Here is a 17,466-nt window from a genome sequence, read left to right as displayed (position 1 = left end):
TATGATTTTTATGGGCTGACCGATATCGGTCAGCCCTGTTTTTCTGTTTTCCAAGGGATACAATTTTCAGTGACAACAGCTATAAGAATACCTAACAGCATACCATTAGAGAGTAGTACCTGGAGCATCATGGGCAGGCTAGAAAAACTATGGTTTGGCAAGGTCATGATAGCAAGCCCCAACAGAGTTGGAAAGGCCAGTCGAAATGTGTTCATAGCATTAAAAGTGAAACCTTGGACATTTATTAGGGCAGCACCAAAAATTTGAAGATATGCAACAAAGAGAACAGCATCACCAACAGCAATGGGTAAGGTTGAAAGAAAACCAGCAAGAGCAGGGAATACGCCAATGATCATAAAGAGGAGGGCAGCTATGATGAACGGTTTGCGGTCTAGTACACGTGTTGCTCGCAAAAAACCTATTGCAGAAGTGTAAGGCGCATACGGAATGAGTGCGAGTGGGCCGGAAAGCATCGTATATAATCCTGTTAGAATAAATGATCTTCTCATTTGTTGCTTGGTTGCTTCTTGCCTAAACAAGCCTTCTGAAGCACGCAGCGTTGCAATGGTGTTTGTAGTATTGAGCAACGCGGTAACGACTCCAGCAATTACTAAACTGATTTGAAAGTGTGGGTTGCCAAGAGCAAACCATTGACCTATATGGCCAAAACTAGGGGCAATAGACTCTTTGTTTTCCCCAAACAAAATGACGTAAGCAAGCCAGCCCACGACTAGCCCAAAGAGAATACTGATGTTGGCCACAAAACCACGTGCAAATAAACTCATTCCAGCAACAAAGAACATCAGAATCATGGAAAAAAGTAAAATATCTGGTTGAATTACAGGGCCGCTGTCTAAACCAAGCATGCCGCGAAAGAATACATCGATTAATTGAGCCGAGAGCAGAATCAGAAGTACCGCCATCACAATGGGACGAAATAATTGATTTAAATACCGATAGGCTCCCAGGACTCCAAGCAGGATAATCAGTAATCCACCTAGTATCATGCCCACTTCCAGACTTCCGCCGATTTCAGCAAGCGATAGCCCAGAAGCAGCCCCTAGATTGGCTAAATTAAGGACAATCCCCCACCAAAGTCCACTTTGACCTTCCATAATAGGTAACTTGTGACCTATCCAGGCTTGTAAAAGACATGCAAGACCCGTAAACATGAAACTACGAGCCAACATCCCGCTGATGGCACCATGTGTGAGATGAAACGCTGCTCCCACAGATAGAGGAATAACAACAGTATTCGCAAACATAAAGCCAAGCCACTGAATACTTGCCAAGCTTGTGGTAACGTAATTGGAAGCTGGTGAGCGCAAAAAATTCCCTGCTTTCTATGCATATTTAAAATACAACCTTATCCAACGTGCTATGGGAAGGAGCAATCATTGATGACAGTCAAGCCATTATTTCATACAGTTTTGTTCGATCTCGATCATACTCTGATTGATACATCACTACAGTACACAGCAGGTTTGCCAGAAGTCCTTCGACAACTCTATGGTCACCAAATCCCAGATCATTGGATGGAAGAATTTTTTCGTCACCATGAGTTATTATGGAAGGAGTTTGATGCACGTCGGATAACGATTGATCAACTCCGACGTGAGCGTTTTCTTAGAACTTGGCATGCCTTTGAAAGACAACCAAAGGCTGAGGAAGTCGAACAATTTCAACGTTTACTAGATAAGGCCCTTGATGAGTATACACGTCCTTTACCCGAAGCAGAAGAGCTTCTGGCTCAAGTGAGTAAAGAATTTCCGCTGGCCATCCTCTCCAACGGATCGTCCGATGTCGTGAGAAGAAAATTAAAACTAGCTGGCTTAGAATCCTACTTTCATCCAGAAGCTGTCTTTGTCTCAGAAGAAATTGGGCCAGCAAAACCAGATCCACTTATCTATCGACAAGTCAGTCTTCGTTTGGGTTCACCTGTCGAACGGTTGTTGATGATTGGAGATAACTATGGGGGAGACGTGATAGGGGCAAGAAAGGCCGGCTTGCAGGCGATTTGGTATGTGCCAAAGTCAGAAGGCATTCGACTATCGGACGGTTTGAATGCTGGAGAACCTATGCTCACAACTGCAAAAGAGGTTTGGCAAACCATTCAAAAGCTGCAAGAGGTCAGATGACCAGACACGCTTCGACATTGCTTGGTCTAAGTGGGCACAGACAGGCATATGTAGAGGACAAAGGGAGGTGGCTGATGTGGAAAGAGCCGCATGGTGGCTGGTGGTCATTGGAGCCATCAATTGGTTGTTGGTAGGACTTTTCCAATTTGATTTGGTTCAAGCGGTTGGTAATTCTGTATTTGCTGATTATGGGAATCTATTTAGTCGCGTTGTTTACGTACTCGTGGGTGTTGCAGGAATCTATCTGCTGCCGAGATTGTTTGGTGTCCAGGTTGTACGAAAAAAATAAAATATTTTCTTAAAAAACTGTATGAGATTTCTCTTGTGTGAAATGTTACGTAATGAAACGGAACATTGAACGCAGGAGGAATTTTTATGCATTTGTATGCGACAATCTTTTCGCTGATACCCTTTTTGATTGTCATCCCTATTGCGCTCATCAGTCGGCAAGTTATTCCCGGGCTTATTGTTGGTCTTCTGGTGGGTTCCTACATGCTTCATCCCACCTTTGTAGGGGGGCTCAAAGGTGCGATTGGTACGATTGTTCAACAAGTGGTTGTGCCAAACAATGCCAATCTCTTGCTGTTTTTATTCGGATTTGGCAGTTTTGTCGGTTTGGTGCGTGTCACAGGTGGTGTACAGGGATTCGCCAATTGGATGGGAAAACGTATCCATACAGCTCGAGGTGGATACGGAATTACTTGGTTGACCGCATTTTTTACCTTCATGGCGCCAGATTTTCGTATTGTCGCCATAGCTCCTGTCATGCGCGGCGTGATGAAAAAATTAGGTGTTTCAGTGATGCGCTCTGCTTTTATGATTGATTTGACCGCAACACCGTTTATTGCAGTCATTCCAATAGGTACAGTTTTTGTTGGCTATATGATTGGCCTGCTTTCAACTTCGTTACATCACGCTTCAGCAGGAGGATTGCGACCGTTTCAACTCCTGCTCGAATCTTTACCGTTTAATTTCTTCTCTTGGATTGCCCTCCTTTATGGACTATTTGTTTCGTTTCGAAAGCCAAAACCAGCAACAGTGGATGGGGACACACCTCACAATCACAAACCTATTCATCGCCATTTGCGCTGGCGTTTAACGGAGCAACAGATACAAATGGCTCACCGTGCGTCGCGTGCTGCACATGCAGAGGTAGGGCAAGTTGGAGAACTGGGAGAAGCTAGTCAATCCGGGAAATCTCGTGCCTTTCCAGACGCCTTGGAACTAGCTTCCGATGAAATTAAGCCAGATGCTCTCAATCTGGTTTTGCCACTTGTACTTCTTCTTGCCTTGACTTTCTTCTTTACATGGTGGAGTGGTCGAGCGCAAGCCACCAATATCTTTAATGCTTTTTTACATGCCAATGCCTCGTTGGCAATGTTGGAAGCCCTTGTTGTAACCTTGGTAGTAAGTTCTATTTATTATCTAATTAAAGGGCTAGGCATAGATCGCATCATGTTTGGATTTATGTCTGGCGGTAATGAAATGATGTCTGTCAATGTTCTGCTTATCTTTGTTTGGGGTGTTTCCGCCATTTCGTCCGATCTCGGTTTTGCGCAATACACGCAGCGGGAAATATCCCATTTTGTACCTGTTGCATTGTTGGTTCCGGCACTTTTTGTTATAGGATGTGTCATTTCGTATTTTATTGGTTCTTCGTTTGGCGCTTGGGCTATGTTGATGCCGCTTGGTTTTGCAATTGCTCAACATGGTGTTGGCCACCTGCCGCTGATTGCTGGAGCAGTATTTGCCAGTGGAACATTTGGCGGCTTTGCTTCACCGCTCAGCGACAACACAGTAGCCATGTCAACTGTCACCAAGTTGCCGGTCATGGATTACGCCAATTACAAAACAAAGGTAGCCGTTTGGTTGGCTGGTATTTCTACAGTGCTCTACGCTGCTGTTGGTTGGTTGATGCCTAATATTGCTTAGCTTTCTTTAGGTAAAAACCAAGTGAGAGTAAATGCAACTAAAAATCCAACAATAAACGTCAAATCGGTTCCACCCAAAGCTTTGGCAATCGGTCCTTCATAGAGACTGCTTGACATAAATGGAATAGAAACTAAAATACCGATGATAAATGCAAGCAAACGGGACAGGCGGAGAGATGTCACCGTCCGAGTTTGAAATTGATTTTTCCAGAAATCAGCGAGTAGTACGCCGACCCAAGGCGTAATCCAATAGCCCAACAGCAGCAGGAAGTTTTCGTAATTATTTTCAAAACTACCAGCGCCAATCCAGGAAAGAATTAGCCCGAGCAAACAGGTAATGACGGTCATGACGCTTCTTGGCAAACGAATATCTATAGCTAAAGCAGATAGGGCGTTGGAATAAAGATTGAGTGCATCAGCAGCTGTGCCGCCAAGAATAATGGCAATGACCGCCAAGTCTCCAAAAGAACCCATGACACTGTGCAATGCAGCAATACTGTTGCTGCTGTTTTTAGCCAGCAAAGCAACACCCAGACCCACCAACTCCAACCAAAAACTGGAGAGAAAATTGCCTATGGCGGCAAAACTGACAATCCTTGCAGAAGGTGTGTCGTTTTTGAGATATCGACTGTAGTCGGAGGCGTAAGGCGCCCAACTTCCTACGTATGAAAAGGTAGCTGCTGCCATGATGGCAAACAGTGGCCATACGTTGGCAGGATGTGGATGATAGCTGAAAAAAACAGAACTATGTTGAACAAGCCGCACAGAAACAACCAAAAATAGAACACCTAAAACGATGCTCATTATGCGCTCATAAATATGGATGAAGTGGTGGCCGAGAATGGCCACCACACCTTGTATGACCACAAGACCTAAAGAAAGAATGAAAAAAGGTATACCGGGCAGAAGGGTTTGTAATCCGAAGGTACCCAATATATTGTTGACTGCAAACCATCCTACTGTGGAAAGAAAATTAAAAGCGGCTGGCAAATATTCTCCTTTAATTCCAAACGAGAAACGTCCAATCACCAGTTGGGGCAAACCATATTTAGGCCCCATACTCGCCAGGGCACCCACAAGCAAGGACCCAACCACGTTTCCAAGAAGCAAGGCTGCCAATGTAGCCCACAACGGCAGACCAAGAGAAACGGGTAGAAAACCGAGCGCAAAATCGGCAATCGTTAAATTACAGCCAAACCAAAGTGTCAACTGGCTCCAACTGTTTTTCTGTCGTTCCTCTTGAGGTATAACTTCCACGCCATAAGGTTCAATCTGTAATTGACGTTGATAACGAACTGTATGTTGACGAACAGCCAATGACAATCCCCCCAAAAAATTGTCCAAAAAAATAATTACACATGTATATACACATGAAAAGAGAGTTTTGTAAAGTGATTTTTTAATTCTCACTAATTTTTCAAAAAAGGAAATATTAGGTTTACGAACGCGTTAAAGGAGAGCGTTTATTCAAGCCATTGGCAAGATGAGCTTCAATGCCCTGGTCAGCCAAAGCGGATATAGCTTCTTGAAGCCTTATATTGGATGGTACATGTACTGTGTGAAAATGCCAACCGTCCGTAAGAGAAGAAAGAAAAACAGCTTGCGTATTTTTAGCTTGTTGAAGAAAATGTTCGACATCTTTACGGGATTGCAAATCGAGTGTACCGCTCAGTGTTCCATAAAGAGGATGAGCCACTTGCACGTCAAGTACAGCCACACCGTGATCGACCAAAATGTAGAGCTCAGAAGCAGTTTGATCTGGACGATGGAAGACTTCCAGAAGAAGGACATGTTTACTGGACAGTTCTTCTTTCATAAGCATGTATCCGCGTGCTGTGGATAAAATAGGATAGCCAGACGATTTCAGCAGAGCAATATCATGGACAATCACCTGGCGCGTAACATCCAGACGATTGGCTAGTTCTTGGCCGGAGAGAGGTTTTTCGAGTTGGCTGAGCCAATCGAGTATTTGTTCCTGGCGAGCTTCGCGAGCCGCTGTATGATAGTTTTTTTTCTCTTTTTTCACGCTTGTTGACACCTCTGTTTTCGACTACAATGAATTAAGAATATTTTCGTCAGACGAAAAGTTTAATCTATGATTCGTAAAGATATGAGAACGTGTTTTTATATTTTGTGGAAGATTACGATATAAACCGAAAGCATTGAGCTTGTGGCTGCATTTACGGCACCCTAAGCGAGAAAGGTCGATTGTTATGAATCCAAGGAAGCTGCTCTGGCAGTTTCTGCTTGAACATAAAGGCTCCTACAGCTTATCGTTGCTCTCCATCATAATATCGGAGTTTATCACAGTTCAATTCCCTAATTTGCTTGGAGAATTTACTGACGCTTTACAGGCAGGTAAAATGACCAACCGGCTTCTTCTCCACTATGCGATTTTGCTGGCGCTGGTTGGCATAGCTTACGTGATTCTATATGGAATTGGACAGCTTTGGAACGGGGCGCTCGGACGCCAGTTTGAATATCTGTTGCGAAAACGTCTCTTTTTGCACTGGGAATTGCTTTCGACTACATATTTTCGACATCGCAGTATTGGTGACCTGCTCAATCATGCTATGACAGACGTGCGCCAAGTTCGCGAAGCATTGTCTGGCGGCCTGAATATTCTTACGAATGCAGTCTTTTTATTGATCGCCACACTCTATATGACGTTTCGCACGGTTTCAGTCAAATTGACACTCCTTTCCCTCATTCCACTTGTTTTTGTGCCGCTCTTTATTGTCTGGTTTGGACCCAAGGTGCGCATCGCTTCTCGCCATGTCCAGGAAGGACTTTCCGATATGGCAGAACTCACTGAAGAAAGTTTGGCAGCCATTCGTCTCATTAAAGCAACTGGAAATGAAGAGATAGAAGAAGAACGATTTCGCAAACGTGTAGAAGAGATTGTACGTCGGCAAATGACAATGTTCACACGTTCAGCAACGTTTCAGTCCATGATTCCTTTAATGGGGTCTATTGCGTTTGCCATTGCATTGCTGTATGGAGGCTGGCTGGCCCTGACCCGGCAAATCCCACTCGGTTCTTTTGTTGCTTTCACGCTGTATCTAACCATGTTGATTCAACCTTTGCAACAAATCGGTTTTGTGATTAACAATTTTCAACGCGCTTCCGCGTCGCTATTGCGCCTTTCCATTTTGTTGGGTGAGAAACCAGAAATTCAGTCACCTCCAGAACCGCAAGCGTTAGAAGAGGTTCGCGGGGAGATTCACGTCCATTTGCCAGCCTTTCAGTATGCTGATGCCGATGAACCCACGCTCTACGAAATTGATTTTCATCTGCCCGCTGGACGCACACTCGGCATTGTTGGACGTACCGGATCGGGCAAAACAACACTGGTTAACCTGATTCCGCGTATTTTCGATCCGCCGTCGGGCACGGTCTTTCTAGACGGTGTTGATGTACGCCAACTTTCCTTGGAAGCTTTGCGTGAAGCCATTTCCTATGTACCTCAAGACGGATTTCTCTTTTCAACCACGATAGCGGACAACATTCGCTTTGGTGATAGTGAGGCATCTGATGAGGAAGTGCATGCTGCCGCGCGTGCGGCAGCAATTTATGAAGATGTTATGGATTTTCCTAAAGGATTTGAAACGGTCATTGGAGAACGCGGTGTCACTCTTTCTGGCGGTCAAAAACAGCGGACAGCGATTGCTCGTGCTCTGCTCAAACGTGCTCCGGTGCTCATTCTGGATGACGCTCTCTCAGCGGTAGACATGCATACGGAAAAAAGTATTCTAGCCGAACTTACCGAGCGCAGGAGAGGGCAAACCAACATCATCATTGCTCACAGACTCTCGGCTGTACGCCATGCTGATCACATTCTTGTGCTGGATGAGGGGCGGGTAGTAGAACAAGGTACACACGAGTCGCTTCTTGCAGCGGATGGTATCTATGCACAAATGTACAGACTGCAGGAGGAAGAGGAGGCGGTAGGATGAGCAAGAAAAAGGCGAATACGAGCGGTATGGGGAGTTTATTGCGTTTGTTGCCGTTTGCCAAACCTTATCTGGGTCATTTTTTGCTGGTTCTACTGCTTGTCATTATTTTTAATGCAACTAGTGTGATGCAACCTTATCTGGTCAAAGTGGCTATTGATAAAGATATTGCTGTTTCGCAGCCTAATTGGCAGGGACTTTATCATATCACAGCTATTTATGTTGGGATTGTGGTTCTTGGCGTGGTGGCAAATTTTTCACAGATTCTTCTCCTTCAATATACAGGGCAGAGTATTATACGTGAAATTCGTCTGCAATTATTCCGTCATATTGAGCGTCAGTCTATGCGTTTTTTTGATACCAACGCCATTGGTCGTTTGGTGACCAACGTGAGTAGTGATACGGAAACTGTAAGTCAATTTTTTACGAATTTTGCACTCTCCATGATGCGCGACGGACTCTCCATTGTCATGATTATCATTGCCATGTTTGAGCTAAACGTGCGAATCGCTGCTTTTTCCATGATCATATTGCCAGTGTTGTTTGCCATATCTTTTGCTTTTCGCAATCGATTGCGTCAAGCCTACCAGACTACCCGCACTCGTCTCTCCAATATTGTGGCTTTTTTAGCCGAGAACTTGGCGGGTATGCGTATCATTCAAATTTTTCATCAGGAATCAAGGCAGGCAGAAAATTTCGAGCGGCTCAACACACTGCATCGACAAGCAAACGTTCGCGAGTATCGGACTTCCGTGTTCTTTAACCGGGTATTAGAACTTGTAGGCAATGTCGCTGTCGCTGCTGTAGTTTGGTTTGGCGGTGGTGCGGTGTTGCACCATGCGATTTTGTTTGGAACACTATATGCATTCATCTCTTACATTCGACAATTTTTTCAACCCATCAACTCAATGACTCAACAATGGAATACTTTGCAATCGGCCATGGTAGCTGCTGACCGTATTGGCCGTATTTTTGCGTTGCAGCCAGAGATTGTTGATCTTACTGAAGCAACCCCTTTAGCTGACTGGCACGCGGTGGCCGGGAAAATTCAGTTTGAGCATGTGACATTTGGCTATCATCCGGAATTGCCCGTGCTGCATGATATTTCTTTTACGGTCGATCCCGGTCAATTTATTGGCGTTGTTGGTCCAACGGGGGCGGGTAAGAGTTCAATCATGAGTTTGTTGACAAGGTTTTATGAACCGCAGGAAGGACGTATCACCATTGATGGGAGAGACGTGCGTCACTATACCCAAGCTGATTTGCACGCTATTATCGGGATCGTGCAGCAAGAAGTCAATCTATTTGCTGGAACGGTACTAGACAATATCCGACTTTTCCGTAAAGACATTTCACGTGAAGAGGTGGTTGCAGCAGCCGAGCGAGTCGGAGCGCATCGTCTCATTGAACGGATGCCGGAAGGATACGATACGCCGCTTGTAGGTAAGGGTGCGAATTTGTCAATGGGCGAGCGACAGTTGCTCTCTTTCGCGCGTATTGTTGCTTTGAATCCGCGTATTTTAATTTTGGATGAAGCTACAGCCAATCTGGATAGCCAGACAGAAGAACTGGTTCAACATGGACTGATGGAAGTTGCAAAGCAACGCACGACACTTGTCATTGCCCATCGTCTGTCCACCATTCGTCATGCTCATCGTATTTTGGTACTTGAAAAAGGACGTCTTGTCGAATCGGGTACGCATGAGGAATTGGTAGCAGCAGGTGGACTATACGCATTGTTGACGGAGCAAAGCTCAGTAGAAACTGCTGCTGTTCCAAAGAGTCACTCAATCGCCGTGTTGCACTAGGGTATTTACTTAGCCTATGCTATCATGGACGGAAGAAATGGGTCGGGAGGTCTGTCCGTTTGAATGGATCTAGAAGTTTACAAAAACCGCTTGGATTTTGGGCTATTTATGGTGAAGCATGGAAAATATTTCGCAAATATCCGGGCTATTTATTTGGTGCCACCATTGCCATTCTTGTACCCTACAGTTTATTAAACATCTATGTATCAGCTCGTTACGCTAATCCTAAAGCTTTGCAACAAATGACCCAAGCTTTTTCACAACTGCAAAACACTCCAGAGGGACAGGCGGCGAGTTCGCCAGCATTGTCTGCTGCAGTTCATGGCTATATTTGGCTGCTCGCCGTTTCGTTGATCTATTTGGTGGTCGCTAAACCTTTTGTCAATGGCATGCTGATTTTTCTTGTGATGTATTTGACGAGCAAAGGAGAGGCGCCTTCTTTAAATGATGGTTCTAGCTATGCAGTCCGTCGCTGGTTTCCTTATATTGGTACAGTAATGATGCTAGCGATTTTGGTCATTGGTGGTTCCATGGCTGTTTCGCTTTTGCTTGGTGTACCTACGGCAGTTGTTTCGCTAGCCTCTGGATTACATTGGGTCTATCTTTTGCTCTTTATACTACTCTTCGTCATTGCGATTTATTTTGCTGTGCGCTTTAGTCTTTCTTTGACGGCCACTCTCGCACAGCCGATAGCTGGACTGATGGCAGTAGGACAATCTTGGGGATTAACCAAGCGTTTCTTTTTTCGAACGCTTTTCTTTTTGCTGCTGATTGTTCTTCTGAATGGAATTATCCCGCTCCTCATCAGTTTTTTGGGTGGAGGTCAGATGCCTATTTGGCTATCTTCTACACTGGATTCTGTGGTCAATATTTTATTGACGCCTTTTTCTGTTGTTGCCGTGACCTGTTACTATGTCGATTTACTGGTGCGCCATCAATTGGGTGCTTAATCAAGCAGTAGAGAAAGCTATGAGTGAATCTGCCTGCTCGGATGAACTCTTATAGAAGGAGGAGTCATGCAAGCGAATCGCCTCAAACACAAGCTGCTGAGTCCGTCTACTGCTCTACTTGTAGTTTGGACTGTACTTTTTGCCTGTAACGCCATGGCACCGTTGACCGATCCCGATACACCATGGCACATGGCTACAGGCATGTATATTCTTCAGCACCACCATATTCCGCGGCACGATGTTTTTTCCTGGTCTATGCGTGGTAAGCCATGGGTAACTCAGGAATGGCTGTTTGAGGTGATACTTGCTTGGCTGTCCTTACATTTTCAATTTGCGGGAATATGGTTTTTAATTGTTGTTATACAATGTGTGACGCTTGGTTTTGTTTATGTGCTGGCTCGACGGCTGGCGGGCGGAAATGCAGTCGTAGCTGCTTTACTGGCAATTCTTGCTGTTCTCGTAGGCTGGCCATTTTGGGTTATTCGCCCACAAATTTTTTCCTACGCCTTATTTGCTGTTTTTTTGTGGATACTGGAGAGCTATCGACGAGGTCATCGTCGCTACATTTGGCTCAGTTTACCTCTCATGCTCATTTGGGCAAACTCACACGCTTCTGCACCATTAGGACCGTTGATGATACTTTTTGAACTGGCTGTATCGTTTCTGCCCTCATGGGGGGCGCTTGTTCAATCTTCATTTTCTCAACGAGATCGGCTTCAACTAGCTTTCTTTGCCATCACATCGGCGGCAATAGGATTGTTGAATCCGAATCATTGGCACGAATATGCGTACGCACTGCTTGGCGGTAATGCCCTCATGGTGCGCAGCATTATGGAATGGCATTCACCGGATTTTCATCAATCCCTGTATAAATGGGGCGTATTGCCTTATTTTCTCATTCTTCTTACGCTACTCGCGTATCAACGTCGAGGGGTGTTATGGAAGTTTTTTATTTATACGGCAGTGACTTTTGCGCTCACCTTGGTCTATCAGCGTTTTCTACCTTATTTTTCTATATCCTCTGCTGTACTTTTGGCTCAAATGATTCCTCAGCGATTTTCACTGAGTGACGCCAACCGTTCTTTTTTATGGCGTATGCTTTCGGGTATGGTCTCAATCCTGGCGTTGGTCTGGCTTGGTTATGCATTGCCAACCGTCAAAGGAACCTTTCGTCAACATCTCTCCAGAAATGCTTTTCCGTTTGGTGCGGTTGCCTATTTACAAAAACACCATGTCCAAACCAGTCTACTCAACGCGTACGACTGGGGAGGGTTTCTCATTTATGAACATATCCCCACTTTTGTCGATGGACGAACCGATATTTTTCTCGAAAACCATACTTTTGCTCATTATATGGACTTGCAAAATTTAGCCAGTGATGCTCCGGCTTTACTCGATGAATATCAGTTTCGCTATATTCTCATGCCACCCAATTATGCTCTGACCGTTTATTTGGAGAATGATGCTGATTATACCCTTGTCTATGAGGGACGGTTGGCAGATATTTTTAAGCGGGTCAACCCTTCATAAACAAATTGGGTCTGGTTATGGAGTGGAACCATGCGGACAAGCCTTGCCGGGCAGATTTTTTACAGGCACAATCGCCTATTCTCGCATAGCATGGGGAGAACAGGAAATGTGGGAATGCGATTGGTTGAGGTTATGAATCCATTCCTATGGCCTCAGGTCCACTATACGGATCGCTTAGACCGGCAAGCGGGGGGATAAACATTGCGTATTCATACTGTCATGCGCGGCGATACGCTGCGTTCAATTGCTGCGATTTATGGAACAACGGTGCGTGAATTGCTGCGTCTCAATGAGCTGGACAATCAAGAGTTATTAGTACCCGGACTGCACTTGTTGGTACCTGGCAAGCCGACGACTGTCCGTCCCTACACGGTTCAGCCAGGTGATACGTTAAAATCTATCAGTGAAAAATTGCAAATACCCGAACAGGGTCTCTCGCGTTGGCTCGGTATCAGTCCAGCAACAGCCGGAAAAGAACTGGTGGCTGGACGGACTCTCTATGTACCAGAATTGTTGACCAGCAAGAAAACGATTGAAGTGAATGCCTATATGACGCCTAGTGGACAGCCTTCCGATGCTGAAATGTTGCAAACGGTCTCAGACATTACTTATGTCAGTATGTTTTCCTACCAGGTGAAAGCAGACGGTACGCTCAAGCCGCTTAACGACGCGGTTGCTCGTCAAGCGGCCAAACGTTATGAAATTGCTCCGCTTATGACGGTTACTAATTTTGATGGCAACACTTTTAATACGGAATTAGCCCATACTATCCTGGCAAACCGTTCGATGCGTCAAAAAGTAATCGATCATATTTTGTCCGAGCTTGGGGAGCGTGGTTTTCGTGGCGTTAATGTAGACTTTGAACATATGCGGCCAACGGATCGCCCGCTTTATAATCAATTTATTCAGCAGCTCGGGGATGCAGTCAGGGCACGTAATTATTCACTTTCCATAGCCATGGGACCAAAGACATCTGATGAACCGAATGCACCATGGATGGGGGCGTTTGATTATCGCACACTCGGGCGGGAAGTAGATTTTCTAATGCTCATGACGTATGAGTGGGGATGGGTCGGTGGACCTCCACTAGCCAGCATTTGACTACCACACAAACCTCTAAAAAGGGTAGACATGATAAGATGTTCAGTGTGCGGTTTCTTGTCAACTGTATAAATGTAATTTTTATTGGGGAAAAGAAGGTGAAACAGGTAAAATACATGAAAGAGTGATGGATTTGTTTGGCATCTTCAATCGCAGTGACGCCAAAGATCGATACCCAAGTCGCTACAAACCGAAAGTGCCAGATTGGCGTGATACGCCAAAAATTACGGGAGACTTAAATCATACTGTAAAATATCTCCGACAAACGGCAGGACGAAGTATAGATTTTCAGATCAGCAGTTCAGACATCAATGGACGTGAAGTCGCTGTTGCCTTCTTTGCTACCATCACGGATAAGCAAGTTATTGAGGAACTTTTAGAAAGAATAAAAAGTCATGATTTTCCCAAACATTTGAGTATGAAAGTTCTACCTTCTTATCTGGCTCGCCATGTTTTAACGAGTACCAATATTACGATTATGGAAAATTTGTGGGAAATCCGTGAACGACTAACACTCGGTGAAGTTATTCTCCTGGTCGATGGTCTCAATCGAGCGGTGTCTGTTGGTGCAGGTTCGGTTGAACAGCGCAGACCTAATTTGCCGCTTTTGGAATCTAGCTCACGTGGAGCACAAGTTGCATTTGTAGAAGATTTAAACATTAACCTCGGTTTACTCCGCCACGTACTACAAAGTGATGCGCTCACAATTCGAGAAATAGTTGTTGGATATCGCAGCCGTACACGTGTCGCGCTTATCTATGAGCATGACGTGGTCAACATGACCTTGCTAGAGACGGTGACTAAACGTATTGAAGCAGTACATGTGGATAAATTGACAGGCAGCGCAACACTTGAGCAAAGAATTGTGGATAATCGCTGGACCATTTTTCCACTGACTCGCGCTAACTCTCGATTGGACAATGCTACGAAAGAAATTGGGCAAGGTAAAATTTTGATTTTAGTTGATGGTGATCCAACAGGATTGATTGTGCCTGGGAACATTTTTGATAATTTTCAGACTATGGAAGATGATCAACATCATTATATCGAAGCAACGCTAATTCGTTGGTTACGTATAGTTTCCTTTCTTCTTGCCATCTATTTGCCAGGTGCCTATATCTCGCTGACAGATTTTAATCCGGAATTGATGCCACATATTCTAGTCATGCAGATAGCAGGTTCACGAGAAACTGTACCGCTGAATGCTTCCCTGGAAGTCATCACGATGCAATTTTCGATAGAGATTATTCGCGAAGCAGCACTTCGTATGCCAAAAGTTATGGGGCAGACCATTGGTATTGTGGGTGGTCTGGTTTTAGGTCAAGCGGCTGTAGAGGCAGGATTGGTCAGCAATATTTTAATTGTAGTGATTGCTCTCACGGCGATTGCTACATTCGTAATTCCCAATTATGAATTTACTACGGTTACCCGCATACTTAGTTGGGCGAATATTATTGGAGCAAGTTTATTCGGAGTGTACGGATTGTTGTTGATGAGTATGTTAATGATGTACCACATGTATTCTTTAAAATCATTTGGAAGTAAATATATGGTTCCTATAAATGGGGAACATTGGAAAGATTTTTTCCTGGATGGAATATTCCGCTTTCCACTGGCCATGCTCGACAAGCGAGCGGAACACCTTAACAATAAGGAATCTACTCGAAGTTCCGATTATACCGATCCCGCTCCACATCCTTTACTGGAAAAGAATCCCCATGTTTTGAAAAAGTCAGAGGATAGAAGAATATGAACAATATGGTGAACAAATATCTGCTTACCGGCTTTATGGTATGCATGTTATTGTTTATTCCTGGTTGCTGGGATTATCAAGCAATGAACACCAAGGCCCTGGCGATTGGTATGGCTATTGATCAATCACAGGATGGCAATCCAGAAAAATTTCGCGTCACCATTCAATATCCGGTCTTTTCAGGCTCTTTAGGTGAAGGAGGAGGTTCGTCAGAAAACGGAAAAAATCATGCTGAAGAATCAGCGGAAGGCTATACATTAGGAGAAATTCTTCGCTCTATACAATTAAAAATAAATCGCAATCTTGATTTGAGTCAAATTCAGACTATAGTGCTCAGTAGTCAACTAAGACGAGAGATGCAGCAGGATATTTTAGAAGATTTAATCCGTGAACCACGTACGAATCGAATGGCTTATATGGTTAGCAGTCCATTCCAGGCTGCAGATGTCTTAAGCGCAAAACTGGATAAAATTTCGGCATCGGACGATCTCAGTAAGCGGTTTGGTGGGATTTTTCACCAAAATGGCTACTATATCAGTCGAACGCTTTGGGAGTTTTGGCGTGATCAAACACTGCCAGGATATGCTTCTTCTTTACCGCTCATTCGTCCATGGAAAGACCAGACTGGCAAAGTTAACAGACTTCTGGCTGAAGGAATTACGGTCTATCGACCAGATGGGAAAGTATTTACTCTCTCCAAAAAACAAACGTTATCAGTAAATTTTTTGCTTGGAACAGTCAAAAATATGAATTTAGATATTCCCTATCATCAAAAAATCGTGTCCTTGTCTTCAGTGTACGGGGAAAGCCAAATGCGATGTTTTAGGCGCAACTCGAAAATGATTCTCTATGCACGTATTTATATTCACGGCATTTTGGGAAAACGGGGTCATGTGAGTTTAGCGAATATGCCCCCAGCCAATGTCATGGCGCTTCAAAATACAGTCGAGCAGTATGAACGAATGCAGATTTTGCAAACCTTAAAGCTGTTACAAAAACATGGGGCAGATGTTTTGGGATATGGAGAAATCTATCTTCAAAAACATCCTGAACAAGAGCAACAAGTACGGAGCAATTGGAACCGCATCTTTCAAAAAGCGTCCGTGGAAATCGATGTTCAAGCATGGATAAGCAGCAAAGGAGTTCTGATGTAGAAGGGTGGGAAACCGTTGCTAAAATTGACTCATATTTAGGCAATCTGTCTTCTCTCTACTAGTTTTCTACCGCTTCTGTTTTGGGTTTTTCCAAGATATGCAGTGAGTTTTTCAGGCATAGATGGGCAATGGGCGATACTCGGGGTTTGTCTGTTTGGTATTCTTTCGGCCGTTTTGCATGGTTGGATAAACAAAACATTCTATCCCATATCTGGTGGGCAAATCGGGGAAATGATATTTGGAAAATGGTTAGGACGTTTTTTTACGCTCAGTTACATTCCTGGCTATATTCTGTTTGTCTCTCTGAGTCTTTTCTCCTTCTCACTGATTTTAAAATCCATATTACCGAATACTCCCCGTTTTGTCATTGTCAGTAGCATGGGAATGGTTGCTATGATAGGTGCTCTCTATGGATTAGAGACATTGGCAAGTTCCGCCTCGCTGATATTTCCAATTATTTTAGGCATTCTCTGTTTTTCCTGTATCAATTCACTGATTCACGCGCATTGGACAGGAATATTTTATCATCCTGTAAATCTGCAGCAATCTTTGTTTGGAGCCGAACATCTATTTCCTATATTTCTAGGATTCAGCCTCTATTTGATACTCAACCCTTACGTTATTCAACATCGCCGAGAATCATTTAGTATTCCTTTGCTCAGTATGGCTTTTGCAACAGGTACGCTTATTTTGATCTATGTAACTTCAGTAGTAGTGATTGGCTATTCAGGAATACAATCACTGACCCATCCTACAGAATTTGTATTGCAGTTGGCTCAGTTGCAGGGTCTATTGGTTGAACGATTCGGTATTGTCTTTGTCAGTCTGGTAACGTTTTTTGAAGTAGTATTTTTCAGTAACCATTTATGGGGGCTTTCCGAAACGATAATGAAATCTCTCAATTTGTCAGTTCATATTCGAGCCTGGTTAGTTGTAGGAGTGACAGTTGCGGTAATTTCAGTTTTTCAAGTCGTTCCGAATCAACAGGCTTGGGATAATTTAGTTAATCAAGTGTTGTTTCCATTGAGCTGGTTCTATCTTATAGGGCAGCCTATATTGATTTTGAGTACGTATCATTTACGCAAAGCATTGGGTAAAGGCCTGATTATAACTCCATCATCGAGTGGAGATGTGGGTTAATCAGTTAT

14 protein-coding genes are annotated in these 17,466 nt (G+C 44.1%); 11 read left to right on the top strand and 3 right to left on the bottom strand.

The window, feature by feature from the left end; genetic code table 11:
* Nucleotides 1–29: 29 nt before the first annotated feature.
* On the bottom strand, nt 30–1,328 hold the full coding sequence (locus ACOJUR_RS13720) for a uracil/xanthine transporter (protein ID WP_420950310.1): 1,299 nt from the start codon (nt 1,326–1,328) through the stop codon (nt 30–32).
* Nucleotides 1,329–1,400: 72 nt separating this feature from the next.
* Here ACOJUR_RS13720 and ACOJUR_RS13715 point away from each other — a divergent pair, with 72 nt between their 5' ends.
* The 3 genes from ACOJUR_RS13715 (at nt 1,401) to ACOJUR_RS13705 (ending at nt 4,070) form a co-directional block, all read left to right on the top strand.
* Nucleotides 1,401–2,138, top strand: coding sequence for an HAD family hydrolase (locus ACOJUR_RS13715; RefSeq protein WP_072875042.1), 738 nt, complete (start codon nt 1,401–1,403; stop codon nt 2,136–2,138).
* Between the two features lie 76 nt (nt 2,139–2,214).
* Nucleotides 2,215–2,427 carry a DUF378 domain-containing protein gene (locus ACOJUR_RS13710; protein ID WP_072875041.1) on the top strand — a complete coding sequence of 71 codons (213 nt, stop codon included), beginning with the start codon at nt 2,215–2,217 and terminating at the stop codon, nt 2,425–2,427.
* An 86-nt stretch (nt 2,428–2,513) separates the two neighbouring features.
* Complete coding sequence (locus tag ACOJUR_RS13705) at nt 2,514–4,070, top strand: Na+/H+ antiporter NhaC family protein (protein WP_420950309.1); 1,557 nt, start codon at nt 2,514–2,516, stop codon at nt 4,068–4,070.
* Here ACOJUR_RS13705 and ACOJUR_RS13700 read toward each other — a convergent pair.
* Both ACOJUR_RS13700 and ACOJUR_RS13695 read right to left on the bottom strand, forming a co-directional pair.
* Entirely contained in the window at nt 4,067–5,386 is a 1,320-nt protein-coding gene (locus tag ACOJUR_RS13700) for a purine-cytosine permease family protein (protein ID WP_420950308.1), read from the bottom strand. The two genes, ACOJUR_RS13705 and ACOJUR_RS13700, sit on opposite strands and share 4 nt — an antisense overlap.
* Nucleotides 5,387–5,507: 121 nt before the next feature.
* A complete protein-coding gene (locus ACOJUR_RS13695; protein WP_420950307.1) occupies nt 5,508–6,095 on the bottom strand; it encodes a transcription repressor NadR in 588 nt (195 codons plus the stop codon).
* Nucleotides 6,096–6,282: 187 nt separating this feature from the next.
* Here ACOJUR_RS13695 and ACOJUR_RS13690 point away from each other — a divergent pair, with 187 nt between their 5' ends.
* From ACOJUR_RS13690 to ACOJUR_RS13655, 8 genes are all read left to right on the top strand, one after another.
* Complete coding sequence (locus ACOJUR_RS13690) at nt 6,283–8,025, top strand: ABC transporter ATP-binding protein (protein WP_306954761.1); 1,743 nt, start codon at nt 6,283–6,285, stop codon at nt 8,023–8,025.
* Complete coding sequence (locus ACOJUR_RS13685) at nt 8,022–9,830, top strand: ABC transporter ATP-binding protein (protein WP_072875038.1); 1,809 nt, start codon at nt 8,022–8,024, stop codon at nt 9,828–9,830. Before ACOJUR_RS13690 ends, ACOJUR_RS13685 begins: the two co-directional genes overlap by 4 nt.
* 59 nt (nt 9,831–9,889) lie before the next feature.
* The gene (locus ACOJUR_RS13680; RefSeq protein WP_072875037.1) at nt 9,890–10,780 is read left to right on the top strand and encodes a hypothetical protein; all 891 of its coding nucleotides are present in this window, start codon (nt 9,890–9,892) and stop codon (nt 10,778–10,780) included.
* Nucleotides 10,781–10,846: 66 nt separating this feature from the next.
* Nucleotides 10,847–12,310 (top strand): hypothetical protein, encoded by a 1,464-nt coding sequence (locus ACOJUR_RS13675; RefSeq protein WP_420950306.1) that lies wholly within the window; start codon nt 10,847–10,849, stop codon nt 12,308–12,310.
* A 201-nt stretch (nt 12,311–12,511) separates the two neighbouring features.
* Nucleotides 12,512–13,411, top strand: coding sequence for a LysM peptidoglycan-binding domain-containing protein (locus tag ACOJUR_RS13670; RefSeq protein ID WP_072875035.1), 900 nt, complete (start codon nt 12,512–12,514; stop codon nt 13,409–13,411).
* Between the two features lie 127 nt (nt 13,412–13,538).
* On the top strand, nt 13,539–15,164 hold the full coding sequence (locus tag ACOJUR_RS13665) for a spore germination protein (protein WP_420950558.1): 1,626 nt from the start codon (nt 13,539–13,541) through the stop codon (nt 15,162–15,164).
* Nucleotides 15,161–16,318, top strand: a complete 1,158-nt coding sequence (locus tag ACOJUR_RS13660; protein WP_420950305.1) for a Ger(x)C family spore germination protein — start codon at nt 15,161–15,163, stop codon at nt 16,316–16,318. The genes ACOJUR_RS13665 and ACOJUR_RS13660 overlap by 4 nt, the downstream gene beginning before the upstream one ends.
* 42 nt (nt 16,319–16,360) lie before the next feature.
* On the top strand, nt 16,361–17,458 hold the full coding sequence (locus ACOJUR_RS13655) for a GerAB/ArcD/ProY family transporter (protein ID WP_420950557.1): 1,098 nt from the start codon (nt 16,361–16,363) through the stop codon (nt 17,456–17,458).
* Nucleotides 17,459–17,466 lie beyond the last annotated feature (8 nt).

The organism is Alicyclobacillus tolerans (genome assembly GCF_048984885.1).
Taxonomy (GTDB): Bacteria; Bacillota; Bacilli; order Alicyclobacillales; family Alicyclobacillaceae; genus Alicyclobacillus_I; species Alicyclobacillus_I tolerans.
Note: the sequence above shows the minus strand (reverse complement) of the source record. Positions and strands in the feature narration are given on the sequence as shown.

What these genes read in the sequence shown, in the direction of transcription:
- ACOJUR_RS13665 (WP_420950558.1), top strand. Translation starts at nt 13,539, where the DNA reads ATGGATTTGTTTGGCATCTTCAATCGCAGTGACGCCAAAGATCGATAC.
- ACOJUR_RS13715 (WP_072875042.1), top strand. Translation starts at nt 1,401, where the DNA reads ATGACAGTCAAGCCATTATTTCATACAGTTTTGTTCGATCTCGATCAT.
- ACOJUR_RS13685 (WP_072875038.1), top strand. Translation starts at nt 8,022, where the DNA reads ATGAGCAAGAAAAAGGCGAATACGAGCGGTATGGGGAGTTTATTGCGT.
- ACOJUR_RS13705 (WP_420950309.1), top strand. Translation starts at nt 2,514, where the DNA reads ATGCATTTGTATGCGACAATCTTTTCGCTGATACCCTTTTTGATTGTC.
- ACOJUR_RS13675 (WP_420950306.1), top strand. Translation starts at nt 10,847, where the DNA reads ATGCAAGCGAATCGCCTCAAACACAAGCTGCTGAGTCCGTCTACTGCT.
- ACOJUR_RS13690 (WP_306954761.1), top strand. Translation starts at nt 6,283, where the DNA reads ATGAATCCAAGGAAGCTGCTCTGGCAGTTTCTGCTTGAACATAAAGGC.
- ACOJUR_RS13660 (WP_420950305.1), top strand. Translation starts at nt 15,161, where the DNA reads ATGAACAATATGGTGAACAAATATCTGCTTACCGGCTTTATGGTATGC.